The organism is Saccharicrinis sp. GN24d3 (assembly GCF_052400645.1).
Lineage (GTDB): Bacteria > Bacteroidota > Bacteroidia > Bacteroidales > Marinilabiliaceae > Saccharicrinis.
Genome location: NZ_JBQTGI010000028.1, coordinates 1 through 19,560, shown reverse-complemented (window position 1 = coordinate 19,560; position 19,560 = coordinate 1). Strand labels below are relative to the sequence as shown.

General features: G+C 37.4%; 17 protein-coding genes and 2 tRNA genes. 4 read left to right on the top strand and 15 right to left on the bottom strand.

Annotated elements, in window-relative coordinates; all coding sequences use genetic code 11:
- Positions 1 to 176 precede the first annotated feature (176 nt).
- Entirely contained in the window at positions 177 to 1,187 is a 1,011-nt protein-coding gene (locus ACT29I_RS22425; RefSeq protein WP_430934922.1) for an aspartate-semialdehyde dehydrogenase, read from the bottom strand.
- Between the two features lie 118 nt (positions 1,188 to 1,305).
- On the opposite strand from ACT29I_RS22425, the gene ACT29I_RS22420 reads away from it, so the two are divergent.
- The gene (locus ACT29I_RS22420; protein WP_444794469.1) at positions 1,306 to 4,155 is read left to right on the top strand and encodes a T9SS type B sorting domain-containing protein; all 2,850 of its coding nucleotides are present in this window, start codon (positions 1,306 to 1,308) and stop codon (positions 4,153 to 4,155) included.
- Positions 4,156 to 4,195: 40 nt separating this feature from the next.
- Here the strand turns inward: ACT29I_RS22420 and ACT29I_RS22415 are convergent, their stop codons facing one another.
- The 3 genes from ACT29I_RS22415 to sppA all read right to left on the bottom strand — a co-directional run bounded on the left by ACT29I_RS22415 (position 4,196) and on the right by sppA (position 7,885).
- Positions 4,196 to 5,008: a purine-nucleoside phosphorylase gene (locus tag ACT29I_RS22415; protein ID WP_430934924.1), complete on the bottom strand. Its 813-nt coding sequence runs from the start codon at positions 5,006 to 5,008 to the stop codon at positions 4,196 to 4,198.
- Entirely contained in the window at positions 4,980 to 6,035 is a 1,056-nt protein-coding gene (gene lpxK / locus ACT29I_RS22410; RefSeq protein ID WP_430934925.1) for a tetraacyldisaccharide 4'-kinase, read from the bottom strand. Before lpxK ends, ACT29I_RS22415 begins: the two co-directional genes overlap by 29 nt.
- 86 nt (positions 6,036 to 6,121) lie before the next feature.
- On the bottom strand, positions 6,122 to 7,885 hold the full coding sequence (gene sppA / locus ACT29I_RS22405; protein ID WP_444794468.1) for a signal peptide peptidase SppA: 1,764 nt from the start codon (positions 7,883 to 7,885) through the stop codon (positions 6,122 to 6,124).
- A 98-nt stretch (positions 7,886 to 7,983) separates the two neighbouring features.
- On the opposite strand from sppA, the gene folK reads away from it, so the two are divergent.
- Positions 7,984 to 8,472 (top strand): 2-amino-4-hydroxy-6-hydroxymethyldihydropteridine diphosphokinase, encoded by a 489-nt coding sequence (gene folK / locus ACT29I_RS22400; RefSeq protein WP_430934927.1) that lies wholly within the window; start codon positions 7,984 to 7,986, stop codon positions 8,470 to 8,472.
- Between the two features lie 3 nt (positions 8,473 to 8,475).
- Here folK and upp read toward each other — a convergent pair whose 3' ends face one another.
- The 3 genes from upp to ACT29I_RS22385 all read right to left on the bottom strand — a co-directional run bounded on the left by upp (position 8,476) and on the right by ACT29I_RS22385 (position 10,475).
- Positions 8,476 to 9,129 carry a uracil phosphoribosyltransferase gene (gene upp, locus ACT29I_RS22395; protein WP_430934928.1) on the bottom strand — a complete coding sequence of 218 codons (654 nt, stop codon included), beginning with the start codon at positions 9,127 to 9,129 and terminating at the stop codon, positions 8,476 to 8,478.
- 218 nt (positions 9,130 to 9,347) lie between these two features.
- Positions 9,348 to 10,292 (bottom strand): glycosyltransferase family 2 protein, encoded by a 945-nt coding sequence (locus tag ACT29I_RS22390; protein WP_444794467.1) that lies wholly within the window; start codon positions 10,290 to 10,292, stop codon positions 9,348 to 9,350.
- A 15-nt stretch (positions 10,293 to 10,307) separates the two neighbouring features.
- Positions 10,308 to 10,475 carry a hypothetical protein gene (locus ACT29I_RS22385; RefSeq protein ID WP_444794466.1) on the bottom strand — a complete coding sequence of 56 codons (168 nt, stop codon included), beginning with the start codon at positions 10,473 to 10,475 and terminating at the stop codon, positions 10,308 to 10,310.
- Between the two features lie 1,394 nt (positions 10,476 to 11,869).
- On the opposite strand from ACT29I_RS22385, the gene ACT29I_RS22380 reads away from it, so the two are divergent.
- A complete protein-coding gene (locus ACT29I_RS22380) occupies positions 11,870 to 12,952 on the top strand; it encodes a glycosyltransferase (protein ID WP_444794465.1) in 1,083 nt (360 codons plus the stop codon).
- A gap of 2 nt (positions 12,953 to 12,954) precedes the next feature.
- Here the strand turns inward: ACT29I_RS22380 and ACT29I_RS22375 are convergent, their stop codons facing one another.
- From ACT29I_RS22375 to ACT29I_RS22350, 6 genes are all read right to left on the bottom strand, one after another.
- Positions 12,955 to 13,785 carry a glycosyltransferase gene (locus ACT29I_RS22375; protein ID WP_444794464.1) on the bottom strand — a complete coding sequence of 277 codons (831 nt, stop codon included), beginning with the start codon at positions 13,783 to 13,785 and terminating at the stop codon, positions 12,955 to 12,957.
- A 14-nt stretch (positions 13,786 to 13,799) separates the two neighbouring features.
- Positions 13,800 to 14,750 carry a glycosyltransferase family 2 protein gene (locus ACT29I_RS22370; protein WP_444794463.1) on the bottom strand — a complete coding sequence of 317 codons (951 nt, stop codon included), beginning with the start codon at positions 14,748 to 14,750 and terminating at the stop codon, positions 13,800 to 13,802.
- A 58-nt stretch (positions 14,751 to 14,808) separates the two neighbouring features.
- Positions 14,809 to 15,510, bottom strand: coding sequence for a RadC family protein (radC, locus tag ACT29I_RS22365; RefSeq protein ID WP_444794462.1), 702 nt, complete (start codon positions 15,508 to 15,510; stop codon positions 14,809 to 14,811).
- Between the two features lie 162 nt (positions 15,511 to 15,672).
- Positions 15,673 to 15,744: transfer RNA gene (locus ACT29I_RS22360), tRNA-Glu, on the bottom strand.
- A 14-nt stretch (positions 15,745 to 15,758) separates the two neighbouring features.
- Positions 15,759 to 16,010, bottom strand: a complete 252-nt coding sequence (gene rpsT / locus ACT29I_RS22355; RefSeq protein ID WP_430934939.1) for a 30S ribosomal protein S20 — start codon at positions 16,008 to 16,010, stop codon at positions 15,759 to 15,761.
- A 35-nt stretch (positions 16,011 to 16,045) separates the two neighbouring features.
- Positions 16,046 to 16,117, bottom strand: a tRNA-Glu gene (locus ACT29I_RS22350).
- A gap of 356 nt (positions 16,118 to 16,473) precedes the next feature.
- Here ACT29I_RS22350 and metK point away from each other — a divergent pair.
- On the top strand, positions 16,474 to 17,724 hold the full coding sequence (gene metK / locus ACT29I_RS22345; RefSeq protein WP_444794461.1) for a methionine adenosyltransferase: 1,251 nt from the start codon (positions 16,474 to 16,476) through the stop codon (positions 17,722 to 17,724).
- 410 nt (positions 17,725 to 18,134) lie between these two features.
- Here the strand turns inward: metK and ACT29I_RS22340 are convergent, their stop codons facing one another.
- Positions 18,135 to 18,881, bottom strand: coding sequence for a DUF6048 family protein (locus ACT29I_RS22340; protein WP_444794460.1), 747 nt, complete (start codon positions 18,879 to 18,881; stop codon positions 18,135 to 18,137).
- On the bottom strand, positions 18,859 to 19,329 hold the full coding sequence (locus ACT29I_RS22335) for a DUF6452 family protein (RefSeq protein WP_430934942.1): 471 nt from the start codon (positions 19,327 to 19,329) through the stop codon (positions 18,859 to 18,861). The genes ACT29I_RS22340 and ACT29I_RS22335 overlap by 23 nt, the downstream gene beginning before the upstream one ends.
- Positions 19,330 to 19,560 lie beyond the last annotated feature (231 nt).

Below are 19,560 nucleotides of genomic sequence, written 5' to 3'. Positions count from 1 at the left end.
TTTTTATTTTCAGAAATCCTGATTTGAGCTCAATTCAACGGACGCTGAGTGCAAATAGGTATTTCCCGCTCCTATATTTTTATCGCCACTTTTTAAGGTGGCAACTCAAACAACGTAAACAATGTCTTTAGTTGAAATTATGCTCCGCTTTTTAAGGCGGAGTAATAGCATTAAAATTACTTTATGAGGCCTTCCGCTATCATATATTCGGCAATTTGAACTGCATTTAAGGCGGCTCCCTTCTTAATCTGGTCGCTTACGCACCAAAACGCGATTCCTTTAGGATTAGACAGGTCATTTCGTATCCTTCCCACAAAAACATCATCCTCCCCTGCCAGGTTAAACGGCATCGGATATTCATTTTCGGCAGGATTATCAATCACTGTAATTCCTTTCGTTTTTTCGCATTCGGCACGAAACTCCTCAGGAGTAACAGGTCTTTCTGTTTCTGCCCATATGGCTTCGGAATGCGCTCTCATCACAGGTACACGAACGGTTGTAGCACTCACCTCAACATCCGAATGCATAATTTTTTTCGTTTCATTATACATCTTCATCTCCTCTTTGGTGTACCCGTTGTCGGTGAACACATCGATATGAGGAATCACGTTGAACAACAGCTGATGTGCAAATTTTTCTACCGTCAGTTCTTTGTTCCCGGCAAACTCTTTCACCTGCTTTTCCAGCTCGGCCATTCCCGTTGCTCCTGCGCCACTGGCCGATTGATAGGAAGAAATATGAACCCTTTTTATATGCGAAATATTCTCCAATGCCTTTAAAGCAACCACCATTTGAATGGTTGTGCAATTAGGGTTGGCAATAATATTGCGAGGAGTATTCTTACAATCTTCGGCATTTACTTCCGGTACCACCAATGGTACATCCTCCTCCATACGAAAAGCACTGGAATTATCGATCATGATCGCACCGTGCTTGGTTATGGTTTCGGCATATTCTTTTGAAATACCACCTCCCGCTGAGGTTAGCGCAATATCGATATCTTTGAAATCATCATTGTGTTTTAATTCCTTAACCGTAATTTCTTTACCCTTAAAAGTGTACACTTTTCCTGCACTTCGTGCCGAACCAAATAAAACCAATTCACTTAAAGGAAAATCACGTTCCTCCAAAACCTTTAGGAACTCCTGCCCTACTGCGCCACTCGCACCAACGACTGCTACTTTCATTGAACTTTGTTTAAGAATTAATAAATATTTTACGCGTTAATAAAACAATTTAACTAAATTGTTGGTGATGATGATTTATCTCATGCAAAAATATTTAAATTCCTCCAAACCATGCACCATGAAGCATATTTTTTTTCTTTTCTTCCTGATATCTTCTGCCGTTTCTGCCCAATTGTTGGAAACCTGGAGCGACAGTGATTTTACCACACCTCCTACTTGGCAGGGGGATATGCCTAAATTCACGATTAATACAACAGAACAAAAGCTTAAACTCAGCGCAGAGGCTGTAAGTTCACAAGCATATCTATCTACACCTTGCACTGCCATCAACAACGCGACATGGGAATTTTCCGTGCAGATGGATTTTAATCCTTCCAGCTCAAATTATGCCCTCATTTATCTTACTTCGAACCAGGCCGGCTTTAGCAACAATATGGAAGGGTACTATGTAATGGTTGGTAACACGCAAGACGAGGTATCGTTATACAAGCAATCATCGGAGCGTATCACAAAAATAATTGATGGTACCGACAAAATATTGGATAGCTCTCCCTCTTCAGTTTCCGTGCGTGTTTTACGCGACGATTTGGGCAACTGGCAGTTATATACCAAACAAGGATCGGCCAATTACATTCTTGAAGGAGAGGTTTTTGACAATGATTTGGTGAGCTCTTCCTACTTTGGCATCTATTGCAAATACACTTCAACGCGAAGCGACAAATTTAGTTTTGGGCCAATCACTGTATCGGGAACCGGATTTATCGACACAGAAAAACCCAGGGTCATTTCGCATCAATTAATTGCAGGTAAGCAATTTGTCATTCAACTTAATAAAAACCCGAATCCTGCTTCCGTCTCTGAAAATGACTTTGAGATTGTTCCCAATTCCTTACAACCTAAATCTATTTCTGTTGATAACAGCATGATAACCCTTAATTTTAACGATTATCTGGTAGATACAGATGCAGGCCAACTCATTGTTAAAGACATTGAAGATGAGTCAGGGAATTTAATGAACGACACCGCCTTAAATTATAGTTTCGAGAGGATTAAGGTGTTAACGTCAAAAGTTACTGATGAATTTCAGCTACAACTGGCGTATAACAAAACGGTGGATGCAACTGTGATTGACACCAACCCTATTTCCAGTGCGCTTAACTTTGGAAACCCAACCTTGGTGAATGATTCCGCACTCCTGTTTAAAAGCGACAATCCAATGGCGGTGGACCAAACCTATCGTATATCCGTTTCTGGCATTTTGGCGGAATCAGGAGACATCATGAAAGACACGATCATTGACATCACTTATCGCAAACCGGGAAGGTACGATATTGTTTTTACGGAGATAATGCCGGATCCAACCCCAAACATTGGACTTTACGATTCGGAATACATCGAAATCCATAACCGAAGGGACTATCCTATCAACCTGGAAGGCATGTGGTTAACGATTAATGGCAAGAAATCGGTTTTGCCCAACCACGAACTCCCTCCGGACAGTTACGCGCTTATCATCAACCAAAACGAATTGGAAAACTGGCCGAACGATTTACCTTTAATTGGAATAAAGAGTCTGCCTGCGCTAAATAACAATTCAGGAACTCTGGTTTTATATTACGCCAACAATCTGGTTAGCGATGTACTTCAGTATCCACTGATGATGGAAGAAGGCGGATTTAAAACAGAGGGAGGGTGGTCCCTGGAACGCATTGACAATGAGAATCAACAACCCGAATTCAATTGGTCATATTCGACCCATTTAGACGGGGGTACTCCTGGTTTAGATAATTCGGTTATAAACTTTAACCCGGATATTACTGCTCCTTACCTTAAATATATTTCCTATATCAACCCAAGCACTTTTGCGTTTGTCTTTAGCGAAACTTTAAAAGGACTTGACAATTTTACCCCTTCAGGCATTCAAATTGAGGGAGCTGCCATCTCGGATATCGCATATGATTCCATATTTTTGAAAAGCTTTCAAATATATTTTTCCAATGAATTACAGTTACAACAGACCTTTACGGTTAATTTCGTTTCTTCCTTATCCGATTTTGCGGATAATAATTTGTCCAGCAACCATTCTTTAAGAATAGGCATACCCGAAGCATTGGACAGTTTCGATATCGTCATTAACGAGGTGCTGTTTGACCCGGCTCCCGATGGAATAGACTTTGTGGAGCTTTATAACCGTTCTGATAAGATTCTCAACCGCAGCGATATTTACCTTTCGTCGTTAACGGATCTAGTTGCGGATGAACTGGAACAAGTGAACGATAAAAACCAACTTTTATTCCCCAGCGATTATTTGGTTGTAACCGAAGATAGCTTTGTTTTGTCGCAATTCCATCCATCCGCTATTTCCGAATTTATCAATCAATCCCACCTCCCTTCCTTAAACGATGACGAAGGAAATATTGCAATTACCAAAAACACAGGCGAAATTATCGATCACTTTGAATACACTGACGATATGCACTTTGCGCTACTTAGAGACAAAGAAGGTGTTTCATTGGAAAGGATCAATCCGCATGCAACCACCAACAGTCCACATAACTGGCACTCAGCCTCAGAGCAAAGCGGGTATTCAACTCCCACACTTCAAAATTCACAATATGCTGAAAACCCCTTAAGAAGCAACACTAAATGGCTAAGTATCGACAAGGAAGAATTTAGTCCCAACGCCGATGGCACCAGCGACAATTTGCATATAAATTACAGTTTGGACAAAGCTGGCTGGACAGGGACGGTTGCGGTTTACAACCGATACGGCCATGTCATAAAAACAATAGCTCATAATGAACTTTTAGGATTGAAAGGCTTTTTTACCTGGGACGGCACCACCGACAATCTTGAGAAAGCGCCAATAGGCATCTATATTGTTTATGGCGATATTTTTTCGTCAACTGGAAAAACAAAGAAGGAAAAAATTACTGTCGTTTTAACCGCTGGAGCGAAAAGGGAATAACTTTTCCAAAGTATAGAAGTTTGGAAAAGGTTAATCATTTCTACAAAGAAGCTACCAGTTCTTTAATCACCAAAGTCATCGTAGGTTCAGCTTTGGCCGCTACCTCTTGCACTTCTTCGTGTGAAACCTCCACTATTTCGCCTGGCACGCCCGAATCGGTGACAATGGAAACACCAAAGCAGGTCATATCCATGTGGCGCGCAACAATTACTTCAGGTACGGTTGACATTCCAACCACATCGGCACCTAAAATCCGAAACATCTTATATTCCGCAGGCGTTTCAAATGTTGGCCCCGGGGTACCCGCATAAACACCTCTTTTAAGGTTTATCTTGTTTTTGTTGGCAATATCAAATGCTTTTGCGACAAGCTCTTTGGCGTAACACTGGCTCATATCTGGAAACCGAGGCCCCAATTCATCAAAGTTCTTGCCCATTAACGGATTGTCGCCAAACATATTAATGTGGTCATCTATAATCATCACATCACCTACCACAAAATCGGGATTTAACCCTCCACTGGCATTACTCACCAACAGCGTTTCAATACCCATCAGCTTCATCACTCTAACAGGAAATGTTACCTCTTTCATAGTATAACCTTCGTAATAGTGGAAACGACCTTGCATGGCCATAACCTCTTTTCCGCCTATTGTTCCGAAGATTAACCTACCATGATGCCCTTCGACCGTAGAAATCGGGAAGTTTGGAATATCATCGTAGTCCAAAGTGTTTTTTATATCAATTTCTCCCACCAATCCACCTAAACCCGTACCCAGAATGATACCAATTTTAGCCTCTGTTTTGGATTGCTCCAATATAAAATCAGCGGTTTCTTTTATTTTGCTTAACATAGGTGATGATTTTATCTTTAAATTCTTCTTGCTTATTGTTTAATATCTTTATTTTTATTGGAATAAAATACAAATACTTGGCCAATAATGAGGTCTCCGGCAACACCTGACGAAACCTGACCGCATCTTTTTCTGTTGTTAAAACCAACTTGTTTTCGTTCTGTATCTTACTAAATTGAAGTTCCATTTTTTCAATATCACTCAGATTAAACTGATGATGATCAGGAAACCTCATACAACACACATCGCTGCTTATTGCTTTCATATAATTTTCGAAAGGAATTGGGTTGGCAATTCCACTTACTGAAAGCACTGATGTATCATTTAAACGATCTAAATATATTTCAGTTTGCCCCTCGAAAACGGGTTTTACTTTTTGATATCCAACCGTTGAGAAATAAACCTTCTGATTGCTTGAAGCATTAATTTTTTTTAGAAAATAGCTTTGCTGGGCTCCTGTCAAATTTTCCGGACATTTGCTGAACAGGATAATGTCAGCTCTCTTTTTTCCATTCATCGGCTCACGCAAATCTCCTGCAGGCAGCATCAAATCGCACCAAATAGGTCGGTTAAAATCAATAATCAATATATTTAATCCCGGTTTTACATACCGGTGTTGATAGGCATCATCTAGGACAATCGCATCAGGTGGACTGTCCATATCCAACAATTTTTTAATCCCGATGGCCCTTTTTTCAGCTACCGTTACCTTTACATCGGCAAATTTATCCAGGATTTGTTTAGGTTCATCGCCAATTTCCGCAGCCGTTGAAGAAGCAGATGCCATTACTACACCTTTGGTTTCCCTTTTATATCCCCTGCTCACAAAAGCAATTTTATAATCTTCTTTTAATATCCCGATGACAAACTCGGTAACCGGAGTTTTTCCTGTACCGCCAACCGTAATATTACCCACTGAAACAACTGGCAACGGAAAACTTTCCGATTTCAAAATATTTATGTTAAACATTAGATTACGGACACGAATAACCAATCCGTATAACAACGCTATAGGAAACAGCAACATCCGTATGTATTTTATCAATTTCATGTCCGAAAAAAAAGGCCGTCTTTTCTAGACCAGCCTTTCTATTTTGCAAAGATATACAAACTTTAATTCAGCTCCAATTCATAAGGCAATCTTGCTTGTACAGGATGTATTTCTTTCATTTGATTCAAATGCTCAATCTGCTCATAATCCACCCCAAGAAATGACTCCGCTATAAACGCTTTCGCTTCGCTTCTCATATCCCTAAGGATTTCTTCAATTGGAGATAACATTTCGGGCATTTCTTTAATCCTAGCCCTTTCAAGTCCAGCTTTTTCTTTGGCAATATCGATAGCAGTTTGCAAGCCTCCCATTACATCCACCAGGTTTCTGTCCATGGCATTTTCACCGCTCCAAACCCTACCTTGTCCTATTTTGTCAATCGCCTCTTTGCTCACACTTCTACCTTCGGCACATCTCCCGATAAATACATCATAAAATCGCTCAACATACCCTTGGAACAATGCTTTTTCATCTTTTGTAAAAGGTCGGGTGATAGACGGCACATCCGCGTATTTATTGGTTTTAACGCCATCAAAAGTGAATCCCCACCTATTGGCAACAGGTTTTACATTTGGCATCATGCCAAATACACCTATGGAACCGGTTAGCGTAACCGGGTTAGCCACAATAGTATCGGCCACACAGGCAATATAATAACCCCCCGACGCAGCCAAGTCGCCCATGGAAACAATCACAGGTTTTACTTCCTTACAAAGCTTTACCTCTCTCCAGATAATATCGGAACCTGCCCCGGAACCTCCCGGTGAATTAACTCTAAGCACTACAGCCTTGACTGACTCGTCCCTTCTGGCGTCCCTAATCGTCTTGCTCAGTTTCTCCGATTTAATTCCCTGATCACTTGTTCCATCAATCTCACCTTCTGCATAAATTACCGCAATCTTATCCTTCACTAATCCTTTGGTCTCACTTGGAACATAAACCGACTTATAGTCGGAAAACTTCACCTGCTCAATATCATCTTCCTGTTCAGTATTCGTAAGCTCCTTAAGTTCCGCAATCACCTCATCCTTGTATTTAAGGCCATCTATTATATTGCCTGTAACAAAAACATCGTTGCTGGAGAACATCCCGCCATTATCAGCCAAAGCATTAATGTCCTCCGGGGAAACACCTCTGGTTTCCGAAATTCCATCGACAATAAAATTCCATATTGAATTAACATAGGTAATGGTTTGCTCCTTGGCAGGATCGCTCATATGGTCCAACATAAATGGTTCCACGGCAGATTTAAACTTACCATGTTTAAATATCTGCATTTCTACACCGAGTTTCTCCAATGCTCCTTTAAAAAATGTACGCTCCGAGCTCAAACCTTTAAACTCCATCATTCCATGAGGCGGCAAATAAACCTTTGACGCAGCCGAAGCCAGATAATATCCTTTTTGCGAATACATAGGTGCAAAGGCATAAATAAATTTACCCGAATCTTTAAAAGCGATCAGCTCATCCCTAATCTCGCTCAAAGTGGCATATCCTGTATTCGGATTACCGCATTGCAAATAAATGCCAACTATATTCTTGTCGCGCTGTGCTTTTTTAATATTCTTAAGCACGGCGTTTAATCCTATCTGAGATTGGGAAAAGGGGGAGTCTCCCAGTAAATTGGCGAAGGGGTCATCCACACTTCTATCTTTTATAACCTTATCCAGGTCGATGGTCAATAAAGTCCCTTCTTTTATTTTAGTTTCTTTTTCTCCCGAAGACGCAATAGAGGCTATGACTCCAATAAATATCAGAACAATAAAAATCGCTGTTACTATTGAACCTATAACGGTAAGAAGTAACGATTTGAAAAATTTTGCCATAATTTGAGTTATTTTTGTGAACTATAGTAAAACAAATATATTAAAACAAATGTTATCAATACGATTTTACTCGGTAACATTTTCAACGAACTTGATTTATGCACAAGGCCATATTGCTTATTGGAGGAAACGAGGGTGACAGGCTTGGGATTATTCAAGAAGCCAGAAACTTAATCCGAGATAAGATTGGAACTATCGTTAAGGCTTCTTCTAATTACGAAAGTGAACCCTGGGGCTTTAAACACCATCAGAATTTTATTAACCAAGTAATAGAAGTGTTTACGCCACTTTCTCCGAACGAAGTGTTATTTCAAGGACAAGTTATTGAAAAGCAACTAGGTAGAAGGACCAAAACACAAGTTGGTTACGAGGCCAGAACCATGGATATTGACATCTTGTTCTATGATGATTTAATCATAGAATCATTGGAACTGGCGATTCCTCACCCAAAACTACAGGATCGAATGTTTACGGTGTTGCCACTTATCGAAGAATGGGGAAATCACATTCATCCGGTATTGAATAAGCCATTGAAACAATTACTGGAAGAATGTGATGATGATGGTTGGGTGAAAAAACTGGAATAGCCTTTACAACTTGCTACCAAATGCCAAATCACCCGCATCTCCCAAACCAGGGATTATATATTTTTTGTCGTTTAATTCCTTGTCTACCGCCCCAATCCACAAGGAAATGTTATCTGAAGCCATATTATTTCTAACATATTCCACACCTTCTTCACTGGCAATGATTGAAGCAATATGAATATGTTTTGGCGTGCCCTTTGTTAAAATTGCTTTATACGCCAATTCCATCGAAGCACCACTTGCCAACATCGGGTCGGTAACAATAACTATCTTATCGTCTAACGAAGGCGATGAAATATATTCGATATGAATATCAAAATCACCTTTTTCGTTATACTTTCTATAAGCCGAAACAAAGCAACTTTCTGCACTATCGAAATAATTAAGCACGCCCTGGTGCAATGGCAAACCAGCCCTTAAAATAGTGGCTATCACAACATTCTCGTCGTGAACAAACTCGTGTGATGTGCCGAGCGGGGTCTGGATATCAATGCTCCTGTAGTTGAGCTCCTTACTAATTTCATAAGCCAGAATCTCGCCCATACGCTCAATGTTTCTGCGGAATCTTAGGGGGTCGGTTTGAATTTCCTTGTCTCGGATTTCGGCAATAAATTGGTTAAACAAAGAATTTTGCTTGTTGAAAACGTGCGTATTCATTCTTCCTGATTTAAATATTCAACGGGTAAATAAAATAATGTATATATTTGAGTGTCGGCAAATATAAAAAAACCATGTGTTATAACGAGGTTAAAGAGATAGAACTTCACAGTATTATTAACAAATGACTAATAAGCGTACATCAGTTCACATTGGCTAATTTCAAACAATCTACATGTAATCAACAAACCCGCATTTCTTTCTACATTAGGCTAACACTAATATCCTTTATATATCAACCACTTTAAAGGCCTACAAGCAACAATCAATATTTTACTTGCCATAATTATTCTCATAAGCCAAATTCGCCTGGGTATATCATGTATTTTTTTGAATTTTTCCATAAATTCTACTTTGTTTTCCTTTAAATAAGCTACGCGACTATCTTCTATTGCCTCCTGTTGCCGGACCCATATTTCTGTATCCGCACTTACCGGATATTGACTCATATAATGCCAACGAACTTTTCTCTTTTCAAGGTTATACTGGCTTATTTTTTCCGTTGATTTTGGTTTACTAACAGACCCTTTTTTTAACCTATATAGCGAAGTGCTATTTTCTAAATAACCAATTTTTTTATTTTGAGCTATTTCTAACCACATTGGAGTATCTTCATGCGAAAAAAATTCAGTTTCAAAATCCTCTATCAAAGAACGGACTAAATCCACTCTATAACAGGCTGTTATCGAACAGATAGTATTGCTCTTAAGAATCTTTTCATACAGCTCCTGACCTTCTCCAATTATTGGATTCTTTAAATAATTCTCAATCCGAATGCCCTTCTCTTCGAGATATACATCAAATTGCGTATGAACCATTCCAAAATCAGGATGACTTTCTAAAAAATCTACCTCCTTCTGCAATTTTAATTGATCCAACCAGATATCATCTCCTCCAATATCGGCAATATACTTACCTTTAGCTAAGCGCATACACTGAGCATAATTTTTGATCAACCCTAAATTCTCACGGTTTTTAATAAAAGTAACATTACTTTTTCCTTCAATTATTTTGTTAATAATTTCTACCGTTTTATCAGTCGAACAATCATCAGCAACAATATACTCCAGTTCAAAGCTCGTTCTTTGCTTCATAACGGAGCATAATGTTTGAGCTATATATTTTTCTTGGTTATAAGCCAATACTATTACAGTAAGTATCATCCCTCCTTATATTATTTACTTTTTCCATAATGAAATACTTTCGTTATGTACCATCTCGGAATAATCTTTTCGAATATGTTCATAACCATAATCGCCAATTTCCAAATCACCAGTGTGAACAATTATAAAATCAATTCGATGCAAATTTAATATTTCTGGAACACCAAGGGGTAATTTTTGCATAACTCTATATGCTTTTTTGCCATCCAATCATAGGAGTATTGTATCCACACCTTGCTATAATTAATACTTTACTATTGCTATCGACACAACTATTAATAATATGAATTATTTTCTATAAAATCTACAATAACCTTATTTCCATCTACTATTTGTGCAATTTCTGGATATTTCTATAATTGATGTTGTAAAACAACAGCAAATGAGCCAATAACAAACAATTTATTTTGCAGAAAATAATGGCTAATAGTTTTAAAAATAAAATAAAAAAGTAGGAAAGTCACAAAAGGCAACCAGGTATCTAACACATAATAATCGAGCGCTGCAATATGACTGCTCATTACAATGGAAAAGAGAAGGTTGCCAATAGAAGAGAAGACAACTAATAATGTAAAGTTATTCAATAGAGGCGTTTTAGATTTTCAATTTAGAACACTCCAAAACACCATGACTCCTATTGCTAACATGCCGAGAAACGGGATAAATCCTTTAGTGAAGTTAATAGTAGTTTTAACTATATACCTGCAAAGGCTATGCAAAGATCTTGGTAAAATAGGATCAGATAAAAAACGGAACAGTAGTGCTGTCTTAAAATACGCATTGTACAAAAAAATACGCTCCAACCAATGCTATTTCATAACTAATAATCCATATATTATTGTTAATTTTTTTACGCTTATATGAATCGATGAGATATACACACATCAACGCAATAAGCGTAATCTCGCGGGTAAAACGCATGAGTGAAACAAGTGTTATGCAAACTACTGACAACAATAGCAACTTAAATGAATTATTGTAATTGTATAGAATAAAATAGCTAATCCCAATGAGGAAAATATTAGTTGCAACTTAGACTTTATAATTTACATTATAATAATTACAATAAATTGTCTGTAAAATTATAATGGAACTAACAAATAGTGCTTTTGTTAATTCACGAAAATTAATTAGAGATCGAAACAATTTTACAATTGCAATAAGACAATCCAATAAAGTTATGGTCCTAAAAATCCAGGGAGATGTATCTCCAAATAGATACATAGCACCCATACTATATAATGTAAGACAGGAAAATCTACCGCCGTTATCACTTGAGGATTATCTTATGGAATTTTAGGTGAAAATTACTTATTAAGGATAAATGTTTCGGGATGAAAATAATCAAAATTATTGTCTACAAAACCCAAAATACTAGCGCATAATGATCTGTTTGAGCTCGGATGTGAAGCCTTTCTGGATATTTATTAATACTTTTAACATGATTAAAAACTACAGTAACAATAAAAAATAAGACAAAATGAAATGTATACGCAGAAGAAGATATTTCCTTTCTTACTTTTGGACTAAAGTACATTATACTGAATTTGCAACAATATTATATTCGAAAAAATAACATGACCAAAGATAAAAAAATAAAAATCTGCATACTAACCATCTCTCTTAAAAACGGAGGGCTTGAACGATCATGCGTCAATTTGTTCGAACTTCTTAACAAAGTTGGATACGATACACATATGATTTGCTTATCTCCTGAAATTGATTATAAAATTACAGGTAGGTTATTTATTGTAAAGAAAAAAACAAAAAGTAATAACATCTTTGAATACGCCTTAAGCTTTTACAAACTCCGCAGATATATCATTAAACACAAGATTGATTACATTATTGATAATCGAACAAGAACAAACTCACTTAAGGAACTCTTCTATCTTTACTATATATTTAACAATGTTAAAGTAATATACATGGTTCATAACTCACAAATTAACAAATACTTTCCAAAACATAGACTTATAGCTCAAATGATGATTTCAAAATCCGAACAGGTAATTACTGTATCCAATGGTATTCAATCTTTAATAGAATACCAATTTCATACTACCAATTGTACTACTATATTTAACTATATCCCTAATAAAACAATTGATCATACCTTAATATCTAACGACAGAAAAAAATATATTTTATTTCTTGGAAGAATTGATAATGAGCATAAAAATCTGTCCCTGCTTATAAAAAGTTATCAAATTTCACAACTCTACCCGGAACTGAAACTATACATTGTTGGCTCCGGACCTGATTCCGACCTGATTTCCAATGAAATAAAAAACAATAGACTTGAAGAATATGTAAAAACATTTCCTTTCACTCCTCAAGTTAGTCAGTACATCTTACATGCGAAATTTCTGGTATTAAGTAGCAGATATGAAGGTCTTCCAATGGTATTGGGCGAATCATTATCTCTAGGAACTCCTGTTGTATCTGTGGACTGTAAATTTGGTCCGAGCGAAATTATTCAACACGAAACAAATGGACTTTTAGTTGAAAACAACAATCCGAAAGCTCTAGCTAATGCCATGAAAAGAATGATTAATGATAGGGACTTATACGATCGGTGCACCAAAAACGCCATTTCAAGCATTAAACACCTAGGGAAAGAAGCAATTTCAAAAGAATGGCAGAAAGTATTACAATAAGTTCAGGTTGTATATTTAAACAACACTTTCTTTACCAATTGTTTTAATATAAAATACAGTCGCCAATTCACAGCTTTAAAATTAGCCAATTTAATATACAGACAGCTTTTCTCCAACTTATATTCTCCTAGTCCAAAATCTCTTAAGTCGGCACTTTTTAGAATGGGAGAACGTAAGCTTGTATCATTTAATTTATTCTTATCATGAACAAGTTCAATCCACATTGGAGCATCGCTATATGCAATTATACTTTGCGCATCTTTCCATTCAACGTGTCTTTTTGACAAAACTGTCTGTATGTTAGGCACTTTTTCTACTACGCTTACAAACGGATTAAACTTACCAGAATAAGCTCTTATTTCACTTTTTGCAGATTTAATATTTAACTGGTAACCCGTTGTTAGATCCACAACCAATCCATCCTTTTCCCTAGCCATTTCTTGAATGCGATTCACAAAGTTCGAGTTAAGAATATCATCGTTATCCAGTCTCGTCGTAATAACATATTGACCCAGTTCAGCAGTGTCGTTTATATGTTTAATCATTTCGCTATTAACACAATCCATATCCGCCACATAAAAGGGTATTATACGTCCATTCTTTTTTGAAAAAAAATTAATTCTATTCCTAAATTGAGCAGAAGTATTTACGTCGAAAAAAACACACCATTCAAAATTCTGATTGGTCTGTGCACATACGGATGGATAGCAATACTTACTAAACAATTTAAATCTATGCTTTAACCACTCTTCATCTAATACCGGCGAACCGTCCTTTGCCTTTTCCCACCCATACACTTTTACGTTAAAGCGAGTGATTATATAATGCTTCATTTTATTTGAATTTGTTATCCTGAACGTGGAACTCTAATCCTAGAGCCAGCATTTTCAATTTTGTTTTTTACGCAAACCAAAAATTTTAAAATTATCCCATGAGTATTCAGAAACATTTTTTGGGTTCGAGTCAATTGTTCGGTATCAATTGTATTCCTATATTTCAAATACAAATCTTTTAGTCCGGCCATCTTAAATTTAATGGCGTATGAAAAACGTATAAGATCTAGATATCGTCTTAAAGGCAAATTCTCTTTCTCAATTCCAACAAAAGAATTAACTTCCATGTGCCTCTTCAACTTTGTAGGTTTATTGGTAAGTCTATTTGATGCGGTTAATTTATATCTTGCACTTATTTTATTAGAATAATAGAGAGCCGAAGACAGAGCCGCCCTTATCCATAAATCTACATCTTGACCGGTGTCGTAATTTAGGTTAAATCCATTTAATTCAATAAAAAAATCTTTGCGCATACATACTGCAGAAGTCCACGCCAGACAATCATTCATACTTGAAGAGAAAAAATTAATTACCTCACCTTGCCAATTATTACCTTTATCCATAATCGGACTCTTCATTGGTAAGGTTAGTCGTTTATTATGTAATATCTCATAAGCCGTTGCATACCATTTACCTTCCGGAAACTTTTCTATTAAAGATCTATGATTATCTAAGTGATGTGGATACCAATAATCATCCGCATCTAAAAATGCAATATATTCTCCTTTAGAGTTTTCAACTCCATAATTTCTTGCTGCAGCAGCGCCACCATTTTCCGTTTCAAATAACTTTATTCGACTATCCCTTATTGCTTTTACAATATCAAATCCTTTATCAGTAGAGCCATCGTTTACAACAACTATCTCAAAATTACGATATGATTGATCCAATACGCTTTGGATTGTATCTGCAATATCTTTTTCCTTATTAAAAAGAGGAATGACGACTGAAAAGAATATTTCCATTGACCTTGAAAATTATTTAAGCCCAAATATAATTAAAAGAAATGACCTTGAACCTTTCTTAAATCTCCCCTTCATCGGCAAAGCTATAATATCCGTTATCGGTGACTATTACATGATCCAGAATAGGGATTTCCATAACCTTTCCTGCCTCAACCAGCTTTTTAGTGTTGGTTTTGTCGTGACTACTGGGCCTCAGGTTACCCGACGGATGATTATGACATAAAATTATTGACGAAGCCAACTGATCGATAGCACTTTTCATAATCAGCTTTGAGTCAATTACGGTACCCGAAATGCCGCCTTGACTTATTTTTTGTGTGGAGATAACTTTATTGGCGCGATTCAGAAGTACAATCCAAAACTCTTCGTGTGGCAGGTCCGCTAAAATTGGATGCATCAAATCGTAAATATCAAGGCTGCCAGATATTTTAGGCTTTTCCTTTGCATCACTCAGCTTTCTGCGCCTGCCGAGTTCCATGGCTGCTACAATGGAAATTGCCTTCGCTTCTCCAATCCCACTGTAATCCCGTTTAAGTTTGTCGATGGTTAGCTTTCCTAACTCATTCAAATTATTGTTTACATCGTTTAAAATCCGTTTGGAGACATCAACGGCCGACTCATTTCTATTGCCCGACCCAATTAATATGGCGATTAATTCTGCGTTGGACAAACTGGATATTCCTTTGGAAAGTAACTTTTCTCTGGGCCTATCTTCTACTGCCCAATTTTTGATACTTAGTTTTTGGTAAGTCATGGTCATCGATTATACTTTTATAAAACCAACTGAAACCTTATAACCAGTGCAAATTAAAACATTTGCTCTGGCCAGTCCCGTTTAGCTAAAAGATAATAAATATCTTGTTGCGAACAAACCATGGGATACAAAAAAACCTTCATGAAAAAGCATGAAGGTTCTTTCGAGTACTCCGTAGGGGAATCGAACCCCTGTTACCAGGATGAAAACCTGGCGTCCTAACCCCTAGACGAACGGAGCAAACTAAGCTTTTATTAAAGCTTATTAATATGCTTGGCTAACTTAGATTTTAAGTTAGACGCCTTATTCTTATGAATAATGTTTCTTTTGGCCAATTTATCAAGCATTCCTGCAACTTTTGGAAACATTTCCGAAGCAGCTTCTTTTTCACCTGTATCACGCAACTTTTTTACAGCATTACGAGCTGTTTTTGCAAAATACTTATTGTGCACTCTTTTTTTCTCTGCTTGACGAATTCTTTTTAACGCCGACTTATGATTTGCCATCTTATATAACCTAAAATTATCGAATCTTCAAAATGTACTCCGTAGGGGAATCGAACCCCTGTTACCAGGATGAAAACCTGGCGTCCTAACCCCTAGACGAACGGAGCATCAAAGCATTTGAACGTCTCTTTGTTTCCAAATGCGGATGCAAAGATATATCAAAATGCATTCACTCCAAATATTTTTTAAAAAAAAATAAAAATATTTTCCTACTCCATTAAAACACAACAAGCTGCATGCCTACAAACGCCTAATTAAAACGCAATATTATTATCTGAAAGAAAAAAGATGACAGTTATTTTGTATTATAAACGTAAACTTCTTTACATTTGCAGCTACATATTTTAAGGATAGTGGATGGATTTGACTGATTGCAACCACTCTAAAAAAGTGCTAAAACGCATAATTCCTTTCCTTTTTTTAGCTATCCAAACATTTTATTTAAAAATAAATTATAAATATAATGGGATATTTATTTACATCAGAGTCTGTTTCCGAAGGCCATCCTGATAAAGTAGCAGATCAAATTTCAGATGCATTGTTAGATGAATTCTTACGTCAGGATTCTGAATCGAAGGTAGCTGCGGAAACATTGGTTACCACAGGATTGGTAGTTTTAAGCGGCGAAGTTAAAACCACAGGTTACGTACCAGCCCAAAACATTGCCCGCCAGGTCATTGACCGGATCGGATATACCAAGTCGGAATATATGTTCGATTCCGGTTCTTGCGGCGTAATATCGGCCATTCACGAGCAGAGCGAGGACATCAACCGCGGTGTTGAGAGAGCAGAGGAGGAAAACCAGGGAGCGGGAGACCAGGGAATGATGTTTGGCTATGCCTGTAAGGAAACCGAAGAATACATGCCGTTTCCATTACAGCTCTCTCATCAATTATTAATTGAACTGGCTGCCATACGCAGGGAAGGAAAAGAAATGACTTACTTACGTCCCGATTCCAAGTCGCAAGTAACCATGGAATACGGCGACGACAACAAGCCTGTGCGGGTTCATACGATTGTCATCTCTACCCAACACGATGACTTTGATGAAGAAACGGCCATGCTTGCAAAGATCAAACAGGATGTCAAGAACATATTGATCCCAAGGGTGAAAAAGTCTCTTAACATTGACGCACAAAATATAATAAACGACAATTTTATATTACACGTTAACCCAACCGGCAAATTCGTAATCGGAGGACCTCATGGAGATACCGGGTTAACAGGACGTAAAATTATTGTAGATACTTATGGGGGAAAAGGCGCACATGGCGGCGGTGCTTTCTCGGGAAAAGACAGCTCCAAAGTGGATAGGTCTGCTGCTTATGCCACTCGTCATATTGCGAAAAACATGGTAGCTGCCGGCATTTCGGAAGAGGTATTAGTTCAGGTAGCTTATGCTATTGGTGTTGCAGAGCCGGTAGGATTGTACATCAACACCTACGGATCTTCAAACGTTGATTTAACAGACGGTGAAATCGCCGAAAAAATCAATGCTATCTTTGATATGCGCCCAGCGGCCATCGTAAAAAGATTTGGACTTAAAAACCCCATATTTGAACCAACTGCTGCATATGGTCACGTAGGCAGAAAACCATATACCCAAACCGTGACCGTAAAACACAATGGTTCGGACATTGAGAAAGAGGTTGAATTCTTCACATGGGAAAAACTTGATTATGTAGATAAGATTAAAGAATCTTTCGGCATTTAATAGTAGATTAAACACTAAATATATACTGGCTATTCGATGATTCGGATAGCCTTTCTTTTTTTATGTTTTAACCCGGATTATGTATTGGAGGTTCGTTATGAGCACTGCAAGTACAATAAAACAAGGCATTACTGAAACGAGGCATCACTTGTCCCGATTACTTTCGGGAGCATCGTTCCGGTGAGTTGAAGTGATGCAACGAAGTGTCTTGTTTTAAAGTAATTTCAATGTGCAATAGAATTTCTAATGCAAATTGCGGGTTTAAATTAAAAATAATTTCTAACGACAGCAGGCTTTTTACGTATCCGGGAAGTCCCGACTAAGAAATTCTTATAATTCAGTTTTGCTGAAATATTCAGATTTTATTAGTCGAATTACTTATCAGGTATTTTCTAATGACAATTTTGGGATTATTTTTTTTTGTTTCCCCAGGGTATCTGATAACCCAGCACATACGAAAAACCCAGGTTAAAGTCATTAGATCCGTTACCAAAACCCGGTACGGTATACGCCTCAAGGATTTCACTGTTTCCAGAACTTATTTTCGCCTTTATACGAATCATCCAGCTCATATAAAAGTTATTGAGCACCTCGCTTCGCAACCCAAACACTGCCTCAACCCAGTGCGTATTTAAAGTATAGGGGGAAATAGAAGAAGTGTAATCCCCCCAATAGTCTTCGTCGATGGTTAAAGAACCAGCTTCATGCTCTTGCAAGGCATATCCATACCTCAATCCAATCAGAATATTGTCATTATTACCCTTTTCATCAACAACAAAAATATCGTAATCGATACCTGCCCGAACAAAAAAACCGGTGGACTCATAGGTATACGACTTATCATCAAACGAAACAGTTTCCGAACCCAAAGTACCTGCAAAGAAAGTACGCTTACCCAAATTTGATCTGACACCCGCCTCCAATGCAAATCTATCTTCATCGAACACAGGAATAAGAAACCTTGAGATATCAATTCCCAATTCGGTTCCCTTCTTCTTATCGGGATAAGGGATCTTCTCTTTCTTCTTTAGGGGAGTTCCTTCCTTACCTTCTATATTTTGTCGCTCGCGCTCACTTCCGGACTGTGTATAATCTTGCCCGAAAGCAGTCCACGATAGGGCAAAAAGCAATAAACTAGTACAGATATATCTTAACATTCTCTAAATTTTCGTTGTAAATAACCTCATCGTAATCAATTGCTACTGAATCAATAAAAGAAACATCAGAGAATAAAACGGTATCCAGATAAAAAGAAAAAACAAAGCCGCACTCTCCCGAAACAAAGTTTAATTCTTTCTGGTGTACAAACGAAACCGTGTCCTTTAATTCATTTATTTCGATGATAAACCGGGAGGTATCTTTATGCATATTTAAAGGTAAATACACATCGCTTACCGTAACCGTATCATAGGGAATACTATCCACACCAATGCTGTATATTACAACATCGCTCACCGAAGAATCCGTATCTGTGGATTGGTATGAAGAATAAAACCCGGCTTGTACGGATTGCTGGTTCGATAAACAGAAGTCGCTACTTTCATCTTCACAAGCATATATTAAAATTATAAATATCAGCGCAAACGCATGAACAAATACCTTCATTTAATATCATATTAATTAAATTGCGAATGCAATATTAGTAAAAATAGAGGCAAACGGACAACCCTTACGCAATAATCCTTCCAAACAAGCTACCCGAATCAATTAAAATAAAATGTTACCTTATATAAGAGCTGACCATTAATATCATTAAATAAAAATAATAGATAATTTCCACGAAGCAAACAGACGTGCTTCCGCAATCCTCCTTTCAAAATTGGTTGGATAAGCAAA

Excerpts from the sequence above, each read along its gene's own strand:
- metK (WP_444794461.1), top strand. The coding sequence starts at position 16,474 with ATGGGATATTTATTTACATCAGAGTCTGTTTCCGAAGGCCATCCTGAT.
- upp (WP_430934928.1), bottom strand. The coding sequence starts at position 9,129 with ATGAATACGCACGTTTTCAACAAGCAAAATTCTTTGTTTAACCAATTT.
- sppA (WP_444794468.1), bottom strand. The coding sequence starts at position 7,885 with ATGGCAAAATTTTTCAAATCGTTACTTCTTACCGTTATAGGTTCAATA.
- ACT29I_RS22335 (WP_430934942.1), bottom strand. The coding sequence starts at position 19,329 with ATGAAGGTATTTGTTCATGCGTTTGCGCTGATATTTATAATTTTAATA.
- folK (WP_430934927.1), top strand. The coding sequence starts at position 7,984 with ATGCACAAGGCCATATTGCTTATTGGAGGAAACGAGGGTGACAGGCTT.
- ACT29I_RS22420 (WP_444794469.1), top strand. The coding sequence starts at position 1,306 with ATGAAGCATATTTTTTTTCTTTTCTTCCTGATATCTTCTGCCGTTTCT.
- ACT29I_RS22415 (WP_430934924.1), bottom strand. The coding sequence starts at position 5,008 with ATGTTAAGCAAAATAAAAGAAACCGCTGATTTTATATTGGAGCAATCC.
- rpsT (WP_430934939.1), bottom strand. The coding sequence starts at position 16,010 with ATGGCAAATCATAAGTCGGCGTTAAAAAGAATTCGTCAAGCAGAGAAA.
- ACT29I_RS22390 (WP_444794467.1), bottom strand. The coding sequence starts at position 10,292 with ATGATACTTACTGTAATAGTATTGGCTTATAACCAAGAAAAATATATA.
- ACT29I_RS22425 (WP_430934922.1), bottom strand. The coding sequence starts at position 1,187 with ATGAAAGTAGCAGTCGTTGGTGCGAGTGGCGCAGTAGGGCAGGAGTTC.
- ACT29I_RS22385 (WP_444794466.1), bottom strand. The coding sequence starts at position 10,475 with ATGCAAAAATTACCCCTTGGTGTTCCAGAAATATTAAATTTGCATCGA.
- ACT29I_RS22370 (WP_444794463.1), bottom strand. The coding sequence starts at position 14,750 with ATGGAAATATTCTTTTCAGTCGTCATTCCTCTTTTTAATAAGGAAAAA.
- lpxK (WP_430934925.1), bottom strand. The coding sequence starts at position 6,035 with ATGTTGCTGTTTCCTATAGCGTTGTTATACGGATTGGTTATTCGTGTC.
- ACT29I_RS22340 (WP_444794460.1), bottom strand. The coding sequence starts at position 18,881 with ATGTTAAGATATATCTGTACTAGTTTATTGCTTTTTGCCCTATCGTGG.
- radC (WP_444794462.1), bottom strand. The coding sequence starts at position 15,510 with ATGACCATGACTTACCAAAAACTAAGTATCAAAAATTGGGCAGTAGAA.
- ACT29I_RS22375 (WP_444794464.1), bottom strand. The coding sequence starts at position 13,785 with ATGAAGCATTATATAATCACTCGCTTTAACGTAAAAGTGTATGGGTGG.
- ACT29I_RS22380 (WP_444794465.1), top strand. The coding sequence starts at position 11,870 with ATGACCAAAGATAAAAAAATAAAAATCTGCATACTAACCATCTCTCTT.